A 16630-nucleotide genomic window follows, 5' to 3' on the forward strand; every position below is an offset into this window, starting at 1 on the left:
ACGCCACATCCTCCCAAAAGCTGTCGCATTTGGTCGTGCGATGCTCATGCTGACGAAGCCTTCCTTGTCCTGTGGGCTTCAACTAACAATCAGTGGGAAAAAGCCCCCCACTGATTGTAGTTTCACTATTTATAGTTCCTTCGTTGTAAATTTTATCTTCCAACAGGTTTGATTAGTATGGCAAAAAGGAAAAAGTGTAAAATAAAATGAACTTAAATTTTAAAAAATGGCGGTGACTCGTGAATGATTGGCTGCATGTGCATACATGGTTTTACAGGAGCTCCATTTGAAGTAGAACCTTTGGCAGAGTATTTAAAAGAGCATACAGACTGGGAGATTTCCGTGCCGACATTGCCGGGTCATGGTGATGAGTTAAAGCTGAAAGGAATCGCCTACAATAAGTGGATTGAGCATGCAGAGGAAGAACTGAAGAGGCTGATCAGCCGCTGTGAGAAAGTATATGTCATCGGTTTTTCAATGGGCGGCTTGATTGCCAGCTATTTAACTGTACATTACCCTGTAGATAAATTGGTTCTGCTCAGTGCTGCTGCCTATTACGTGAACCCGAAGCAGCTATTCTTTGATATTAAAGAGATGGTAAGAGATGCTTTCAGGGGCAACCTGGCTGACAATGAAATGTTCGTCAGATATAAGCGGAAAATCAGTGCGACACCGATTACGGCAACACTACAATTCCGCAGGCTTGTGGCTTCTATCAGGCCCATTTTAAATCAGATCACCGTGCCGACATTAATTGCGCAGGGTGAAAGTGATGGAGTTGTGCCTCCGAGAAGCGCCCGATATTTATATAATAATATTGGTTCATCAGCCAAAAAGTTAATATTTATAAAAGACTCTAAGCATCTTATCTGCCATTGCGGGGAAGGGGACCGCCTCTTTCAGGAGATCCTTGGCTTTCTGCAAAAAAAGCCAGAATGATAAGGTTTTCAGCCAGCCTTCACGTTTGCAATGCTTACTTGAAAATGGTAATATAAACACCAAAGTGCCAACAGGAACTTCTTTTGAGAACCCGGACATACTCCAGCAGGAGAATGTCTTTTTTCATTAAATACAGAAGTATTGCTGAAAAAGCATACTTCAGTAAGGCCATAAATAGATGGGTGCTTAAATGCACTTATCTTAAGAGACCTGATTGTCCTTGAACAATTTGGATAGAACTTACCTCATCCTTTCCTCAAGCGGGTTTCATAGTGAGTGGGACTCTTCTTAACGAAACATAACCGCACTTTTTATAAAAATGAGAAGTTACAGCATCTAGATACCGGGTACGCCGGTAAAAAGGCTCCTTACAGGGTGCCATAACATTTCTTATAATCGTCCGGAAGAGTGACTCATAGGCCAATTTTTCAGGAGAACTCCTGCCTACAAAATTTTTCTATGATTAGAAGGAGAATGAATACATTGACAAAGTTTCAAGACTTGGGCATCAGCCCGGAGACAATGAAATCACTGAAACGAATGGGATTTGAAGAAGCAACTCCTATTCAGACACAGACCATTCCGTTAAGTTTGGAGAATAAAGACCTGATCGGGCAGGCGCAGACAGGAACAGGAAAAACGGCAGCATTCGGAATCCCGATGATCGATAAAATCGATAACACGAAAGAGTTTATTCAGGGAATTGTTATTGCCCCAACACGTGAGCTGGCGATTCAAGTATCGGAAGAACTGTATAAAATCGGGTACGGAAAAAGAACGAAAGTCCTTTCCATTTACGGCGGCCAGGATATTAACCGCCAAATCCGCGCTTTAAAGAACAAACCGCATATCATCGTTGGAACGCCAGGACGTATTCTGGACCATATCAACCGCAAAACTTTGCGTCTGGACCATGTCCATACGGCCATCCTTGACGAAGCGGATGAAATGCTTAATATGGGATTCATTGACGATATCGAAGCGATTCTTGCACAAATTCCTGAAGAGCGCCAAACACTGCTTTTCTCTGCTACAATGCCTGCGCCAATCCGCAGAATGGCAGAACGCTTTATGAAGGACCCTCAGATTGTCCGCGTAAAAGCTAAGGAAATGACTGTTTCATCTATTGAACAATTCTATGTTGAAGTGCATGAAAAAAATAAATTTGATGTGCTGACAAGACTTCTGGATATTCAATCACCGGAATTGGCGATCGTTTTCGGACGCACAAAGCGCCGTGTTGATGAATTGGCTGAAGCCTTGAATCTTCGCGGATACATGGCTGAAGGAATCCATGGTGACCTAAGCCAGGCTAAACGGATTTCTGTTCTAAGGAAGTTCAAAGAGGGGAGCATCGACGTCCTTGTGGCAACAGATGTGGCAGCGCGCGGATTAGATATTTCCGGCGTAACACATGTCTACAATTTTGACATCCCTCAGGATCCTGAAAGCTATGTTCACCGCATCGGCCGGACCGGACGTGCTGGAAAAACGGGTGTTGCGATGACATTCATCAATCCGCGCGAGAAATCGTACTTGCATGTGGTGGAACGTACAACTAAGAAAAAAATGGAACGCATGGATGCTCCAACACTGGATGAGGCGCTTGAAGGCCAGCAAAAAGCTGTAATGGAAAAGATCATGCAAACCATCGAGGAAAACAATCTTGGAAGCTATAAAGAAGCGGCAGATGAGCTTCTGGCACAAAAGGACGCTTCAACAGTTGTTCAGGCAGTGCTGAAGATGCTGACAAAGGAACCGGATACTACGCCTGTTAAATTAACAGAGGAAAAGCCGCTGCCATCTAAGCGCGACAGAAAGCCAAATGACCGCAGCCGCGGAGGATACAATGGAAGAGGCAGACAGGGCGGCCAAAAAGGATCATACAAATCCCGCCAAGGCCACACTGGAAAACGCCCAAGCCAAAATAACAACCGTTCAAACAGCAACAGCTATAGATAAGAAATTCGGAGAGCAGATATTCTGCTCTCTTTTTATCGCAGTCTAACTGGCGGTAAGACCCCCGCTTCAAGACTCAGAGGAATCAAAGGAGGATAAGCGGAGGTCAAACTGCCCGTAAAGGCCCGATTGGTGAGATACAGTGAAACTTGCCGACGCGCAGGCAGAGGCTTAGTTGAACCAATCGGGTTCGTAGTGTCGATTGATCGAAGCGTTAGCGGAGATCTTAGCGACACTAGAACGCGACTAACAATCAGTGGGGGATAAGGAAAAGCCCCACTGATTGAAGTTTCACTTTATTTTGTCTGTATGCAGGGTGCGTCCACACATGCAATTTCTCAGCAGCTGCCGTACATACTAAGGGAAAAGCTGTACGGGAGGAATCGACATGACGATTGTACGCCTTGGGTATGTTGCGATGAGTATGAATCTGAAAAACGCATCGCCATCACAAACGATGACGTTCAAACAATTCTCAAGTCTTAAAGACCGTGAGGCGGCTATTGGAAGACTGGAGCGAATTGCTGTTTCCAATTTGGAGAATTGCCTGAGGCTGCTAAAGCACAATGCAGCCCATGATATCCATTTTTTCCGCTTCAGCTCACGGCTGATTCCCCTTGCTAATCATGAGGAACTTTCTGATTGGAAGTATATGCGTCCACTCAAAGAAATTCTGTCGGGCATCGGCGACTTTCTGGAGGAACATCCCATGCGTGTGGATTTTCACCCTGACCATTTTGTGCTTCTTAATACACCGAAAGTTGACACATTGAATATGTCCATCAAAACGCTGGCTATGCATGAGGCCCTGCTGAAAGGCATGCGTCTGGATCCTGCTCACCGCTGTGTTCTGCATGTGGGCGGGGGATATGATGATAAAGAAAAAGCTCTTGAACAATTTATCCATAATTGGGGCTTTACGCCTTCCGGAATCCAGCAGATGATTATTCTCGAGAATGACGATACCACTTTTACACTTGAGGATACGCTCTACCTTTGTGAAAAGCTTGGGATTCCGCTGGTTTTTGATTACCACCACCACCTTGCCAATTTCAAGAATGATGACTGGATAGGGCAATGGGAAAGGGCAGCAGCAACATGGGACCATTCTGAACTGCCTGTGAAAATGCATATTTCCAGTCCCAAATCAGACAAAGACTTCAGAGCGCATGCGGATTATATTGATGCGGATATGTTTATGGAGTTTCTGCAGAACATTAAAGGTTCAGTGCCTGAGATTCATTGCATGATTGAAGCGAAAATGAAGGACAGCGCCCTGTTTAAGCTTGCTGAAGATTTGAAAATGAACCCTAATCTGACTTTTATTGATTCATCCAGCTTTGAAATATAACTGGTACCCCCCATTTTTTTCATAAAAGGGAGACACTTCTTTTTTCTGTCATGTATACTTATAGAAGTGAAAGAGCGGATTTAAAGCTATCAATTTTATGGAATTGCGGGGGGTACTGCATGATTACAGAGCCGCATAAAAGGATTCCGGCAAGGGGACTGCTTGCCTGGAGAATCTCCGGCACGCTCCATTCTGTTTTTCCTTTTGTGTTGTCAGGTGGCGCTATTGCTGCTGCCATCCTGTTTAATTGGCCTATTTGGGTTATTGGAGCTTCTTTAATGTTTTTTTCCGCCTATGCCTACCTGGTCATTATGACTTTCCCAGCTTTAAGGTGGAAAAGATGGAGGTATGAGGTCCGGGAAAATGAAATAGAGCTTAAAAATGGACTGTTTGTGATAAAAAGGACGCTTGTTCCCATGATTCGGGTGCAGCATGTGGATACGAGGCAAGGGCCGATATTGCGTAAATATCGCCTGGCTACTGTCACTATCTCGACAGCTGCTACCGTTCATGAAATACCGGCATTGGATGTGGATGAAGCTGAGGAACTGCGCTTTTTCATTTCTCAGCTGGCAAGGGCTGCAGAAAATGATGTCTAATCCGAAACGGCTGCACCCAATATCCGCGGCAGTCAATTTCCTGAAACACCTTAAGGAAATGCTGGTGCCTTTTCTTATTTTTGTCGTCTTTGGAAGCAGAGGAGGAAATGGGGAAATTGTTCAGCTTGTCCTGTCTATAGGGGTCATAATCGCGGTTTTTATAATCGGGATTCTTACCTGGTGGAGATATACCTATAGACTGGAGGAAGGCGAGCTTCGAATCGAGTATGGTGTTCTTGTAAGGAAGAAAAGATATATTCCGCTTGAAAGAATCCAAAGTCTCGACTTATCGGAAGGCTTGCTTCAAAGACCCTTTGGACTTGTGAAAATGAAGGTGGAGACAGCGGGCTCAAGCGGTGCGGGTGAGGCAGAAGCGGTATTGACGGCTATTTCCAAAGAAGATGCAGATTTCATTCAGCAGGCATTTTCAGCTGCCAAAAATAATCCTTCAGAACCGGAAACAGCTGAGCAGAACCGGGAAGTGATTTATAAAATTACGCCTGGCGAATTGTTCCTGCTGGCATCAACTTCAGGCGGGGCAGGCGTCGTTATTTCAGCTGTCTTTGCTTTTGTATTTCAATTTGAAGAAATCATTCCCTATGAAAAGGTGTTTACCGGGCTCGAAGGATTTATTGCCAATGGAATGATCTTTGTAAGTATTCTGATATTCATCGTTTTTCTAATGGCATGGCTGATTGCTCTTATTGGGAGCATGCTGAAATATGCCGGTTTTACATTAATAAAAAGTGAGAAGGAATTGATTGTTACCAGAGGCTTGCTCGAAAAGCGGCAGATGACGATTCCGCTAAACCGCATACAAGCTATTCAGATAAGGGAAAACCTACTTAGGCAGCCATTTGGACTGGCGACTGTCTATATCGAAAGTGCGGGAGGTTCCATTGAAGACAATGAAAGCGCCCGCTTAATGATCCTGCCGATCGTGAAAAAAACAAGGATTGCCGGTTTGTTAAAGCCGCACCTGCCACAGTATGAACTGCAGCCGGGTTTCTTTAAAGCTCCGAAAAGAGCGCTCAATCGCTATTTGTGGAGAGGGTTTCTGTGGATCCTGCCTTTTGTGGCTGTGCCGCTCCTCTTTTTCAGGCCGTGGGGATACTTTTCTTTGGTGCTGCTGATTCTTGCGCTGGGATGGTCGCATCTCAAATACAGGGATGCAGGCTGGGATATCAGCTCACAGCAGCTTGCCCTCAGATATCGCGGTATAGTGAGGACAACTGTTTTTATGAGAAGAAATCGAATCCAGTCCCTATCTATGAAAGAAAGCTATTTTCAGAAAAAACGCAGTTTGGCTACCATAGAAGCTGCGGCTATGTCCGGGGCAGGCGGGACAGGCGGAACCGTTCGTGATCTCGACAGGAAAGAAGTATATGCAATTTATAAATGGTATTCTTATACCGGACTGAAGCAAAATGAAAAGCGCCCGTGAGCGCTTTTTTTGTTTAACTGTTCAGCTATGGGCCATTATCTGGCTAAAAACCCCACTATGGCTAAAATAACGATAACTCCCCAAACAGCAAGCCTTGATGCAGGTACTCCTTTTAAAGAAGGCCTGATGCCGGAAAGTCCGCCTGACCTTATGTTGCCGGATGAAGATGATGTGCGGCCTTTGGCCAGAGTGGCTGCGCCAATCAGGAAGCCTGCAAACAGGCCGAATATATGTGCCGTCACATTGATGTTTGGCTGCAGGAAGGTCATAATGACCCCGATGATCGTGATGGTCAGGATGATTTGTGAGTTTTCCCTGGATAAAAGTTCTTTTCGAAAGACCAGAATTGCTGCAAAGTAGCCGAACAGACCAAAGATCGCACCGCTGGCTCCGGCGTGAATATACGTTAATGGCTCAAGGATGAGGGTAGCAATATTGGCGGCTGCCCCCGCGGTGATATAAAGCAGAATGAATCTGGTTTTACCGAGGAGCCTTTCCAGGACAGGACCGAATAGAACGAGTGAAAAGCTGTTAAATAAAACATGGGAGAAGCCGCTGTGCAGGATGATAGGGCTCAGCAGCCGCCAGTATTCACCCTCCACAATATATAAATTGACACCAGCCAGCTTTTCAAAAATAAGTGAATTTGGGAAAAGGGGAATGACGGTTAATAGATAGATGATAATATGGATACAAATGATAGCAGTAACAACAGGGTAATAGCGGATAAATTCCTTAAAGCTTTCCGTTCTCGTAAACATGGCTCTCCTCCGTGCTTTAATAGTTATCTACATCATAGCCTGAAAAGCGGGTTTTCAGCATGCCATAACACTTATTTGGCGGATCATGTGTACATAATCCTGCTTCTACTGTATTCTTTATGCAGCGAATAATATAAATAGAAGGAAGATGAGAGATGATTTCCGGTATTGGGATTGATATTGCAGACCTGGAGCGGATAGGAAAAATTATTGCCAGGCAGGAGCGGTTTCCTGATCGGATTCTGACCCCAAAAGAGCTGAATGGCTATCAGCAATTGCCGGAAAAAAGGCGCGCAGAGTTTCTTGCAGGAAGATTTGCGGCCAAAGAAGCTTTTTCAAAAGCATTGGGAACCGGAATTGGGGAAGAACTTTCCTTTCAGGATATTGAAATTGAAAAGGATGAAAAGGGTAAGCCGTTTATTTCGAAACCATTTAAAGATGGGGTTCACTTGTCGATTTCCCATAGCAGGGAGTATGCTGTGGCTCAGGTAGTTATAGAAAAAGAATGACTTTTTACTGCGGGAAGAATTTCAAAAGCTTGTCATTCCTCCTAGCATATTCCTTAAGGTTGTCTCATATATTCATAATGCGATAGGAGAGACAGGCCGGAAGTTCGGCCAATCTCACTGAAATGAGACAAAGGGGCTGAAGGAATGAAGAAAAAGTGGTTCATGCTGCTTGCCGGGCTTTTGGTTGTTCTTGCATTGTCTGCCTGTGGTTCTAAAACACAGGAGGATGTTGTGAAGGATCTTGATAAAAAGCTCGAAGACGTTAAGGGATACAAGGCAGAGGCAAAAATGACTCTGCAGATGGGAACAGACCCGCAGACATATGAAATAGAAGTGTGGCATAAAGATCCGGATTTTTACCGGGTAAACCTGAAAAACGCCCAAAAGGAACAAAGCCAGATGATTCTGCGAAACAATGACGGTGTATTTGTCCTCACTCCTGCACTGAACAAAAGCTTCCGTTTCCAGAGTGATTGGCCGCAGAACAGCAGCCAGGCTTATTTATATGAATCATTAGTCAAGGACATTATGGAGGATAAAGAAGCTAAGTTCTCCGCTACAAAAGAGCATTATGTGTTTGAAACAAAAACACGCTATCAAAATAATCAGATGCTTCCTGTACAGGAAATCAAGCTGAAGAAATCCGATTTATCCCCAGTCAGTGTGAAAGTTATGGACCCTGATAAAAATGCACTTGTAACAGTAGAATTTTCAAATGTAAAGTTCAATGCAAGTTTCGATAAGAAAGACTTTGACATGCAGAAGAACATGACAGGCGCCCAGCTCGAAGTGCCGGTCATGGCCGAGGTGGAGGATCAGGAATTCACAGTTAAATATCCGCAGATGGATATGGCGGATGTAAAGCTGGTTGATGAACAGGACATGAAAACAGAAGACGGCAAGCGCGTTGTATTAACATATGATGGAGAAAAGTCATTCACGCTTGTACAGGAAAAGGCTGCTGTCATGCCGACATCATCCGTTGTTACATCTGTTAAAGGCGAGCCGGTGGACCTTGGCTTCACCATTGGTGCACTTTCTGACAACACTATCTCCTGGACCTACCAAGGCGTGGATTATATGATCGCCTCCAACGATTTATCACCTGAAGAAATGTCCGATATTGCCCGTTCTGTTCAAGGAGAAATGGTGAAATAAATTATTGACTAAAGCAGGTCTCATATGGGGCCTGTTTTTTGTGTTTGGAAGTTCGGGCTCACAATCTCGGGTTTAAAGCATCGTGAGTTTGAAGCAGGATTCGGGTTCGGACACTAGGAGAGGGATTTTCGCAAGTTGAGTCCGAAGTACATCAGGGTTCGGACTCAGCTCCACAGGTTTACGAATTCTGAGTCCGAAGTAGGCCAAGGTTCGGACTCAACCTCTTGGATTTTTGCAATTTGAGTCCGAAGAAGGTTTATGTTCGGACTCAACGCCTGGGATTTCCGCAATCTGAGTCCGAAGAAGGTCTATGTTCGGACTCAACTCCCGGAATTTCCGAAATTCAAGTCCGAAGTAGATCCAGATTCGGACCCAGTACCATGGTTTTCCGCAATCTGAGTCCGAAGAAAGCCCAGGCTCTCGGACCCGACAGCGAAGTAAGTAAACCCAAACTAAAAAATATCCATTTGACAAACCATCTGCCGAGTTTGATAATCGACTTGTATAAAGCAATGGCTAAAGGACGTGAATACATCGATGAATGAACAGACAAAAATGTATCGGGACACTTGGGCAGAAATAAATCTGGACCATATTTCATATAATGTAGAGTCTATGAAAAAACATGTAAAAGAAGGGGCAAAAATCATTGCGGTTGTAAAGGCAAATGGGTATGGGCATGGAGATGCAGCTGTAGCAAAGGCAGCACTTGAAGCCGGCGCATCCTCCCTGGCGGTTGCGACCCTGGATGAGGCAATCGCATTGAGAATGAAAAAAATTGAAGCGCCAATTTTAGTAATGGGAGCGAGCCGTCCGGAGCACGCAGGCGAGGCAGCATCAAATAATATCTCCCTCACTGTTTTTCAGCAGGAATGGCTGGTAAAAGCAGCTGAATATGTAGAAGATGGAACACTAAATATTCATTTAAAGCTTGATACCGGGATGGGACGCCTGGGGATTCGGAGCCGGGATGAGCTTGCGGGAATTGAGAGCGTTATCAAAAAGGACAAGCGTTTTCTGCTTGAAGGGGTATTTACGCATTTTGCCACAGCGGATTCATTAGACAATGCCTACTTCGAAACGCAACTGAACAGGTTTGAAGAAATGATCGGCTGGCTGGAGGTATTGCCGAAGTATGTCCATACCAGCAACAGTGCGGCAGGCCTCAGGTTTCCAAAAGCGCATTTGAATGCTGTCAGAATGGGGGTCAGCATGTACGGACTGGCTCCATCCATGGAAATTAAGCATGTACTTCCATTCGAGCTGAAAGAGGCTTTTTCTCTTCACACCACTATTGTTCATGTGAAAAAACTTTATAAAGGCGAGAAAGTCAGTTATGGGGCGACTTATGAAGCACAAGAAGATGAATGGATTGCGACATTGCCGATTGGCTATGCGGATGGCTGGATCCGAAAGCTTCAGGGACAGGAGGTACTTGCGGAAGGATCGAGAGTTCCAATTGTTGGAAGGGTATGCATGGATCAATGCATGATTAAGATACCTCATCAAATGCCCGTAGGAACAAAGGTAACCCTGATCGGCGAGCAGGGGAAAGAAAAAATTTCGGTGGACGAAATCGCGGAAAAGCTTGAAACCATCAACTATGAAGTTACCTGCATGGTATCTTCCCGGGTTCCGCGCATATATAAAAGAGATGGTAAAATAATCGGGGGAATTAATTATCTGTTATAATCGAAAGAAATTAATTGTTGTTAAGAAGCGCTTCCGCTTTTCTAAAAAGATAACAATGATAAATTTTGAAGTTAGTTAACTGTCTAGCTCCAGCGCCTACCCCCTCGAGGTCACAAGCCAATCCTCCCAAAAAGGCAAAGAACGCCTTTCCGGGAGGCTCGTCTTGTGCTTGTCGGGGGTGGGCAAGGCAATTCCGCTTTTCTGATATCATGCATAAAATACTATTTTTTTGGCCGATAATACAAAAGAATTAAAGAATCCCCTTTGCATTGGGCTTTATTAATGGTAATATTGAAAATGGTAGATATAAAAATGGTGTGTAGTGATGGTGGAGGTGTATGTTTGTGTCTGAGTCCAGCACAACAACAGAGATAATGGTGAAATTACCGCAGCATCTTTTAACCGAGTTAGACGGATTTGCTAAACAGGAAAACGTTAACCGGAGCGAATTCATTTATCAAGCAACCAAAATGTATTTGCGTGAACGCAAAAAGAGACAAATTCGCGAGTCCATGAGACGTGGTTACATGGAGATGGCGAAAATAAATTTGACGATTGCATCTGAAGCATTTCAAGCGGAATACGAGGCAGAACACACAGTTGAACGTCTAGTTAGCGGAGGATAATCCTTTGATTGTCAAACGTGGTGACGTTTATTTTGCAGACCTATCCCCAGTTGTTGGTTCAGAACAAGGCGGCGTCCGTCCAGTGCTTGTCATCCAAAACGACATCGGGAATCGGTTTAGTCCCACAGTAATTGTTGCAGCAATCACAGCTCAGATTCAAAAAGCAAAGCTGCCTACTCACGTTGAAATTGATGCGAAGCGTTATGGTTTTGAAAGGGATTCGGTCATCTTATTAGAACAGATTCGTACAATTGATAAACAACGCTTAACCGATAAAATAACCCATCTCGATGACGAAATGATGGAAAAAGTGGATGAAGCCGTGCAAATCAGCTTAGGCCTCATCGAATTTTAGCAAACGCTCTTTTGAAGGGCGTTTTTTATTTTTTTTTGCAGCCAAAAAAGGTTTAGTTTCTTTTCGATAGGGTAAAAAAGAGAGTCATTTAATATATAAAATTGTCCGGTTTTGTAGATATACCCGTTTCCAGCTGGAAGTAACCTCCTGTTCGATGGGAAATCAGCGCACTGGAAAAAGGGTTTTCTTAAGAAATTGTCGAATTAACCTAAAGATGGGAATTATTAATTTCAGACCCTATAGGTATCATTTGACTCGAATTCATTGTTATCATTTAATTGGTATATACGAAACAGGAAGATTTTTTTGCTTCTTTACAATAAAGGGGAATTGGAAGGCTAATAATAGCTATATGATAAAATAGGGAGGAACAAATGAATTCGACAATATTGAATTATATACAAAATAATAAAGATTCTATTTTCAATCATTGGCTGGAGGCTACAAAAGAAAACGCGGATGAAAGGGTTACAAAGGTAGTTTCCGATCAGGTATTTATCGGGACAAGCCGGGAATTCATTGACCTGATTATTTCAAATATAAAAAGTTCAAATGAAGAATTCACTTCAAAATTGAGTGATTTCTCTGAGAAAATTGTTCGATTGGGCTGGCCGCTCAGTTTCGTGACAAAAGGGCTTCAAACATTCGGGAAAATTGTGTTCGAGGGCATGCAGGAAGCCGGAATTGTCAACCAGGAAAACCAAATGAAAGTCATTTACGAGTTCGATGGCTGGATGACTCCCATGGTTAATGAAGTGGTAAATATGTATTCGGCCACCTGGGAAAGAACTGTGTCCCTGCAAAAAATTGCCCTTCAGGAACTATCTGCGCCGCTGATCCCTGTTTTCGAAGGAATTACGGTCATGCCGCTTGTAGGTACAATTGATACCGAGCGTGCAAAGCAGATCATGGAGAACCTCTTAAATGGAGTGGTTAAACACCGTTCAGAAGTGGTCCTTATAGATATAACAGGAGTGCCGGTTGTTGATACAATGGTAGCCCATCATATTATACAGGCAGCAGATGCTGTAAGACTTGTCGGTGCAAAATGCATGCTTGTTGGCATACGCCCTGAGATTGCTCAGACGATTGTAAACCTGGGAATTGATTTAAATCAGTTCACCACAAAAAACACCTTAAAAAAGGGTGTAGAAGCGGCTCTTGAGTTAACCAGCCGCAAAATTGTGAAGGTGGAGGGAGAGGAATGAGAGTGAGAATCCCGATTTTAAAGCTGAACGATTGCCTATTAGTCTCCATCCAGTGGGAATTAGATGATCAGACTGCTCTGCAGTTTCAGGAGGATCTGCTCCATAAAATCCATGAGACGAGCGCAAATGGAGTGGTGATCGATTTAACATCCATTGACTTTATTGATTCATTCATCGCTAAAGTTCTAGGCGACGTAATAAATATGTCCAAACTGATGGGTGCAAAAGTAGTCATAACCGGGATACAGCCTGCCGTAGCAATTACGCTTATTGAGTTAGGTATTGGGTTAGATGATGTCCTTACTGCATTAGATTTAGAAAAAGGTTTGGAGAAATTACAACAGGAATTGGGGGAGTAACTGTATGGAAAACCAATCCTGCGTTAAAATCATAAACGAATGGGACATCGTTGCAGCCCGCCAGCTTGGGCGGAATGTTGCTAAAGAGCTTGGTTTTGGTACAGTTGACCAGGCTAGAATCACTACAGCCATTAGTGAGCTTGCCCGGAATATTTATTTATACGCCGGACAAGGGCAAATCTGTATTGAGAAAATATATGACGGCGGAAAAGCGGGATTGCGTATAGTTGCGGTAGACAGCGGCCCTGGAATCAGTGATTTACGCCAAGTAATGGAAGATGGATACTCGACATCAGGAGGATTAGGAGCCGGCCTGCCAGGTGTGAAGCGGTTAATGGATGAGTTCTTAATTGACTCCAATCCCGGGACCGGTACAGATATAAAAGCAACTAAGTGGCTTCGTTAGGGGGAAGCGTTATGGATTTCCGAGAAATGATGGAATCAAAGTATCGGGATATTCTTGAGAATTATATTAAGGAACAATCTGAACAGGCTTTGTATCAGGGCCAGAAGTTCAGCAGGAAGTCGATCGAGCACAAAATCTCACCTGAAGAGATTATCAGTGTTCATAAAAGTCTGATGGGTGAACTTTATCCGGACTTGCCTGAATATGTTCACCATTCTTTTGATATCCTTCTGGAAGTCATGATAGGCTATGGTTTTGCCTATAGAGAACATCAGAGCTTAAAACATATTCAGCAGGAACTCAGGACAGAGATGGAAATAGCTGCGAACGTTCAGCAAACCTTGCTGGGAACGCAGGTTCCTTCTGTTGAAGGACTGGATATCGGCGCAATAAGTGTTCCTGCCAAACATATGAACGGTGATTATTTCCATTTTGTTCAGGATGAGAACAGCACAATCAGCATCGCCATTGCTGATGTAATCGGTAAAGGTCTTCCTGCAGCCCTTTGTATGTCCATGATTAAATATGCCATGGACAGTGTGCCTGAAAACCGCAATGACCCTAAAACGGTCCTTGAAAATCTTAATCGGGTAGTGGAACAGAACGTAGATTTAACCATGTTCATTACCATGTTTTATGGAATATATGATACAAACAGCCACATGTTCTCTTATGGTTCTGCAGGACATGAACCGGGCCTGTTCTATAATGCCGGAAATGGGCAATTTACTGAGCTGACTGCGAAGGGCCTGCTTCTTGGTATTGATAAAAAAACTAAATACCGCCAGTACGAAAAAGGAGTAAATCCCGGAGATATGATTATATTAATGTCAGACGGGGTTACTGAATGCCGTACAGAAGAAGGGTTTATAGAAAAGGAATCATTGCTGGAATTAATCAAGAAATACATTCATTTAAATGCACAGGAAATAGTTAATAGCGTATATAAAGAACTTGAAAAACTTCAGCATTTTCAATTGCGGGATGATTTTACCTTAATTATTTTAAAAAGAAATGTTTAATGGGTTTTAAAAGCGGGTAACTAGTAAAAAGCAGTTGACATGTAAAGAGGTGGGTCAGTTATGAATATTACTATAGATGTAAAAGAAAATGATATGCTGATTGAAGCAATGATAAGTGGAGAAATTGATGCGTATACAGCACCTAAACTTCGCGAAGAGCTTTTTCCTTTAACAGAAAAGGAAGGCGTAGAAATGGTGGTCAACCTATCAGAAGTCTCTTATATGGATAGTACCGGCTTAGGCGTATTTGTTGGTGTGTTTAAAAATGTCCGTGCCAATAACGGAAAATTCCAGATTGTTGGCTTGTCGGACCGTTTAAAGAGACTTTTCGAAATTACAGGCCTGGCGGATATTATCGATATTAACAGCGGGATTGAAGGTGGAGTACAATGAACGAGCCATTTGATTATATAGAGGTGAAAATTCCGGCCAAGCCGGAGTTTGTCGGGGTAATCCGCCTGACATTATCAGGGATTGCCAGCAGAATGGGATTTGCATATGAAGAAATTGAAGATCTTAAGATTGCTACAAGTGAAGCTTGCACTAATGCAGTTCAACACGCATACAAACAGAATGAGCAAGGGGAAGTAGTCATCGGGTTCGGTTTATACACGGACCGCCTTGAGGTAATGGTCGCAGACAGCGGAAAAAGCTTTGATTTCCAATCTGCGAGACAAGGCATTGGGCCATATGACCAGACTGATTCTGTGGAATTTTTGCGTGAAGGAGGCTTGGGTCTATACCTGATTGAAACATTGATGGATGAAGTAAGAATTCATCATAAAGAGGGTGTTACGGTCTTTATGACCAAATACCTAGAAGGAGAGCAGGTGGAGAGGGATGCAAAAACAATCTCAACCTAACCAAAAATCCAAAGAAGAAACAAATGCTTTAATCAAAGCCTACCAGCTTCACCAGGATGAAGATGCTCAAAATACCCTGGTCCTTCAATATCAGAATTTAGTAGAAGCCATTGCCCGCAAGTACTCAAAAGGGAGATCCTATCATGAGGATATTGTCCAGGTAGGCATTATCGGCTTATTGGGTGCAATCCGCCGCTATGATGAGTCTTTCGGCAAAACATTTGAGGCCTTTGCTGTTCCTACTATTATCGGGGAAATTAAGCGCTTCTTAAGGGATAAAACCTGGAGTGTTCATGTTCCGCGCCGCATAAAGGAATTGGGTCCGAAAATTAAAGCTACCGTTGAAGAGCTTACAACAGAGCTTCATAGGTCGCCAAGAGTAGACGAAATAGCCGATATGCTTGGGGTTTCTGAAGAAGAAGTGCTGGAAGCGATGGAAATGGGGAAAAGTTATCAGGCTCTTTCTGTTGACCATTCAATCGAAGCTGATTCTGATGGCGGAACGGTCACCCTTTTGGATATCGTTGGAAATGTGGACGAGGGCTTTGAAAAAGTAAACCAAATGCTGGTGCTTGAAAAAGTCCTGCATGTTCTGTCAGAGAGAGAGAAATTAATTATTCAATACACATATCTTGAGAATTTGAGCCAAAAGGAAGCTGGAGATAAACTGGGGATTTCCCAGATGCATGTATCAAGACTTCAGCGCCGTGCGATCAAAAAGCTTCAGGAAGCAATCCACTCTGAAACAAATAACTCGGAGTGCCTTTCATGACCAAATTGGTTAGAGATAACATCGAAGTGATTGCACACCAGACAGCTAAAGAAGGCAAATCATTCTGCGGTGATGGCTATTATTTTACCGCAACGGATGAATACTTTGTATGTGTGCTGGCAGATGGCCTTGGAAGCGGGGAATATGCGTATGAGGCTTCTTCTGCTGTTGTTTCCGTTGTAGAGCACCATCATGAGAAAGATGTAGATACGCTTATGAAGCTCTGCAACGAAATTCTTTTGCAAAAAAGAGGAGCAGCAGTCGCGCTGTTTAAAGTACACTTTGCTTCCAGGGAATTTGTATACAGCTGTGTAGGGAATATCCGGTTTTTCCTTTATTCATCTGCAGGAAAACTCACTTATCCCCTGCCTGTAACAGGATATCTGTCAGGAAGGCCGCAGGTGTTTCATACCCAGCGGTTTACGTATGAAGCGGAGTCTAAATTTTTGATATACTCAGATGGCTTTAATATCCATGGGGTTAAATCTTTGCTGAAAGCATTTCTCCCTATTGAACTTATCTCGGAAGATATAAAGAAGCAATATCCATCTACTTCAGATGATGCTACTTTCATACTTGGAAGCTTACTCTAGACAGGGTAAGCTTT

19 protein-coding genes are annotated in these 16630 nt (G+C 43.5%); 18 read left to right on the forward strand and 1 reads right to left on the reverse strand.

Translation table 11 applies throughout. The features are described 5' to 3' along the window. Nucleotides 1-243: 243 nt before the first annotated feature. The 5 genes from NAF01_RS01310 to NAF01_RS01330 all read left to right on the forward strand — a co-directional run bounded on the left by NAF01_RS01310 (nucleotide 244) and on the right by NAF01_RS01330 (nucleotide 6292). The gene (locus NAF01_RS01310; RefSeq protein WP_163144737.1) at nucleotides 244-939 is read left to right on the forward strand and encodes an alpha/beta hydrolase; all 696 of its coding nucleotides are present in this window, start codon (nucleotides 244-246) and stop codon (nucleotides 937-939) included. 483 nt (nucleotides 940-1422) lie between these two features. After that, entirely contained in the window at nucleotides 1423-2901 is a 1479-nt protein-coding gene (locus NAF01_RS01315) for a degradosome RNA helicase CshA (RefSeq protein ID WP_048008763.1), read from the forward strand. A 385-nt stretch (nucleotides 2902-3286) separates the two neighbouring features. Next, on the forward strand, nucleotides 3287-4249 hold the full coding sequence (uvsE, locus tag NAF01_RS01320; protein ID WP_250801582.1) for a UV DNA damage repair endonuclease UvsE: 963 nt from the start codon (nucleotides 3287-3289) through the stop codon (nucleotides 4247-4249). 119 nt (nucleotides 4250-4368) lie between these two features. Then, complete coding sequence (locus NAF01_RS01325; RefSeq protein WP_048008765.1) at nucleotides 4369-4848, forward strand: PH domain-containing protein; 480 nt, start codon at nucleotides 4369-4371, stop codon at nucleotides 4846-4848. Then, nucleotides 4838-6292, forward strand: coding sequence for a PH domain-containing protein (locus NAF01_RS01330; protein ID WP_350457423.1), 1455 nt, complete (start codon nucleotides 4838-4840; stop codon nucleotides 6290-6292). The genes NAF01_RS01325 and NAF01_RS01330 overlap by 11 nt, the downstream gene beginning before the upstream one ends. A 35-nt stretch (nucleotides 6293-6327) precedes the next feature. On the opposite strand, the gene NAF01_RS01335 is transcribed toward NAF01_RS01330, so the two are convergent. After that, nucleotides 6328-7053, reverse strand: a complete 726-nt coding sequence (locus tag NAF01_RS01335) for a rhomboid family intramembrane serine protease (protein ID WP_250801583.1) — start codon at nucleotides 7051-7053, stop codon at nucleotides 6328-6330. 155 nt (nucleotides 7054-7208) lie between these two features. Here NAF01_RS01335 and acpS point away from each other — a divergent pair, with 155 nt between their 5' ends. From acpS to NAF01_RS01400, 13 genes are all read left to right on the forward strand, one after another. Next, complete coding sequence (acpS, locus tag NAF01_RS01340) at nucleotides 7209-7562, forward strand: holo-ACP synthase (RefSeq protein WP_048008767.1); 354 nt, start codon at nucleotides 7209-7211, stop codon at nucleotides 7560-7562. A gap of 144 nt (nucleotides 7563-7706) precedes the next feature. Continuing rightward, complete coding sequence (locus NAF01_RS01345; protein ID WP_197212719.1) at nucleotides 7707-8720, forward strand: LolA family protein; 1014 nt, start codon at nucleotides 7707-7709, stop codon at nucleotides 8718-8720. Nucleotides 8721-9257: 537 nt separating this feature from the next. After that, a complete protein-coding gene (alr, locus tag NAF01_RS01350) occupies nucleotides 9258-10412 on the forward strand; it encodes an alanine racemase (protein WP_226620280.1) in 1155 nt (384 codons plus the stop codon). Between the two features lie 344 nt (nucleotides 10413-10756). After that, the gene (locus tag NAF01_RS01355; RefSeq protein ID WP_035331931.1) at nucleotides 10757-11038 is read left to right on the forward strand and encodes a CopG family ribbon-helix-helix protein; all 282 of its coding nucleotides are present in this window, start codon (nucleotides 10757-10759) and stop codon (nucleotides 11036-11038) included. Between the two features lie 4 nt (nucleotides 11039-11042). Then, on the forward strand, nucleotides 11043-11393 hold the full coding sequence (gene ndoA / locus NAF01_RS01360; protein WP_009336311.1) for a type II toxin-antitoxin system endoribonuclease NdoA: 351 nt from the start codon (nucleotides 11043-11045) through the stop codon (nucleotides 11391-11393). A 374-nt stretch (nucleotides 11394-11767) separates the two neighbouring features. Beyond that, the gene (locus NAF01_RS01365) at nucleotides 11768-12601 is read left to right on the forward strand and encodes an RsbT co-antagonist protein RsbRA (RefSeq protein ID WP_163144748.1); all 834 of its coding nucleotides are present in this window, start codon (nucleotides 11768-11770) and stop codon (nucleotides 12599-12601) included. Further along, nucleotides 12598-12960: an STAS domain-containing protein gene (locus tag NAF01_RS01370; RefSeq protein ID WP_009336309.1), complete on the forward strand. Its 363-nt coding sequence runs from the start codon at nucleotides 12598-12600 to the stop codon at nucleotides 12958-12960. The genes NAF01_RS01365 and NAF01_RS01370 overlap by 4 nt, the downstream gene beginning before the upstream one ends. 4 nt (nucleotides 12961-12964) lie before the next feature. After that, nucleotides 12965-13366, forward strand: a complete 402-nt coding sequence (locus NAF01_RS01375) for an anti-sigma regulatory factor (protein WP_048008772.1) — start codon at nucleotides 12965-12967, stop codon at nucleotides 13364-13366. An 11-nt stretch (nucleotides 13367-13377) separates the two neighbouring features. Then, on the forward strand, nucleotides 13378-14388 hold the full coding sequence (locus NAF01_RS01380; protein ID WP_048008773.1) for a PP2C family protein-serine/threonine phosphatase: 1011 nt from the start codon (nucleotides 13378-13380) through the stop codon (nucleotides 14386-14388). Nucleotides 14389-14448: 60 nt separating this feature from the next. Further along, on the forward strand, nucleotides 14449-14781 hold the full coding sequence (locus tag NAF01_RS01385; protein ID WP_035331808.1) for an anti-sigma factor antagonist: 333 nt from the start codon (nucleotides 14449-14451) through the stop codon (nucleotides 14779-14781). After that, nucleotides 14778-15251: an anti-sigma B factor RsbW gene (rsbW, locus tag NAF01_RS01390; RefSeq protein WP_009336304.1), complete on the forward strand. Its 474-nt coding sequence runs from the start codon at nucleotides 14778-14780 to the stop codon at nucleotides 15249-15251. The genes NAF01_RS01385 and rsbW overlap by 4 nt, the downstream gene beginning before the upstream one ends. Further along, entirely contained in the window at nucleotides 15229-16023 is a 795-nt protein-coding gene (gene sigB, locus NAF01_RS01395; protein WP_048008774.1) for an RNA polymerase sigma factor SigB, read from the forward strand. The genes rsbW and sigB overlap by 23 nt, the downstream gene beginning before the upstream one ends. Then, on the forward strand, nucleotides 16020-16616 hold the full coding sequence (locus NAF01_RS01400) for a PP2C family serine/threonine-protein phosphatase (RefSeq protein ID WP_250801584.1): 597 nt from the start codon (nucleotides 16020-16022) through the stop codon (nucleotides 16614-16616). Before sigB ends, NAF01_RS01400 begins: the two co-directional genes overlap by 4 nt. Nucleotides 16617-16630 lie beyond the last annotated feature (14 nt).

The organism is Cytobacillus firmus (genome assembly GCF_023657595.1).
GTDB lineage: Bacteria > Bacillota > Bacilli > Bacillales > Cytobacillaceae > Cytobacillus > Cytobacillus firmus_B.

Bases quoted from the DNA above. Each gene is read 5' to 3' on its own strand.
- NAF01_RS01380 (WP_048008773.1), top strand. From the start codon at position 13,378: ATGGATTTCCGAGAAATGATGGAATCAAAGTATCGGGATATTCTTGAG.
- NAF01_RS01365 (WP_163144748.1), top strand. From the start codon at position 11,768: ATGAATTCGACAATATTGAATTATATACAAAATAATAAAGATTCTATT.
- sigB (WP_048008774.1), top strand. From the start codon at position 15,229: ATGCAAAAACAATCTCAACCTAACCAAAAATCCAAAGAAGAAACAAAT.
- NAF01_RS01325 (WP_048008765.1), top strand. From the start codon at position 4,369: ATGATTACAGAGCCGCATAAAAGGATTCCGGCAAGGGGACTGCTTGCC.
- alr (WP_226620280.1), top strand. From the start codon at position 9,258: ATGAATGAACAGACAAAAATGTATCGGGACACTTGGGCAGAAATAAAT.
- acpS (WP_048008767.1), top strand. From the start codon at position 7,209: ATGATTTCCGGTATTGGGATTGATATTGCAGACCTGGAGCGGATAGGA.
- NAF01_RS01335 (WP_250801583.1), bottom strand. From the start codon at position 7,053: ATGTTTACGAGAACGGAAAGCTTTAAGGAATTTATCCGCTATTACCCT.
- NAF01_RS01310 (WP_163144737.1), top strand. From the start codon at position 244: ATGATTGGCTGCATGTGCATACATGGTTTTACAGGAGCTCCATTTGAA.
- NAF01_RS01345 (WP_197212719.1), top strand. From the start codon at position 7,707: ATGAAGAAAAAGTGGTTCATGCTGCTTGCCGGGCTTTTGGTTGTTCTT.
- uvsE (WP_250801582.1), top strand. From the start codon at position 3,287: ATGACGATTGTACGCCTTGGGTATGTTGCGATGAGTATGAATCTGAAA.
- NAF01_RS01375 (WP_048008772.1), top strand. From the start codon at position 12,965: ATGGAAAACCAATCCTGCGTTAAAATCATAAACGAATGGGACATCGTT.
- NAF01_RS01370 (WP_009336309.1), top strand. From the start codon at position 12,598: ATGAGAGTGAGAATCCCGATTTTAAAGCTGAACGATTGCCTATTAGTC.
- NAF01_RS01385 (WP_035331808.1), top strand. From the start codon at position 14,449: ATGAATATTACTATAGATGTAAAAGAAAATGATATGCTGATTGAAGCA.
- rsbW (WP_009336304.1), top strand. From the start codon at position 14,778: ATGAACGAGCCATTTGATTATATAGAGGTGAAAATTCCGGCCAAGCCG.
- NAF01_RS01330 (WP_350457423.1), top strand. From the start codon at position 4,838: ATGATGTCTAATCCGAAACGGCTGCACCCAATATCCGCGGCAGTCAAT.
- NAF01_RS01400 (WP_250801584.1), top strand. From the start codon at position 16,020: ATGACCAAATTGGTTAGAGATAACATCGAAGTGATTGCACACCAGACA.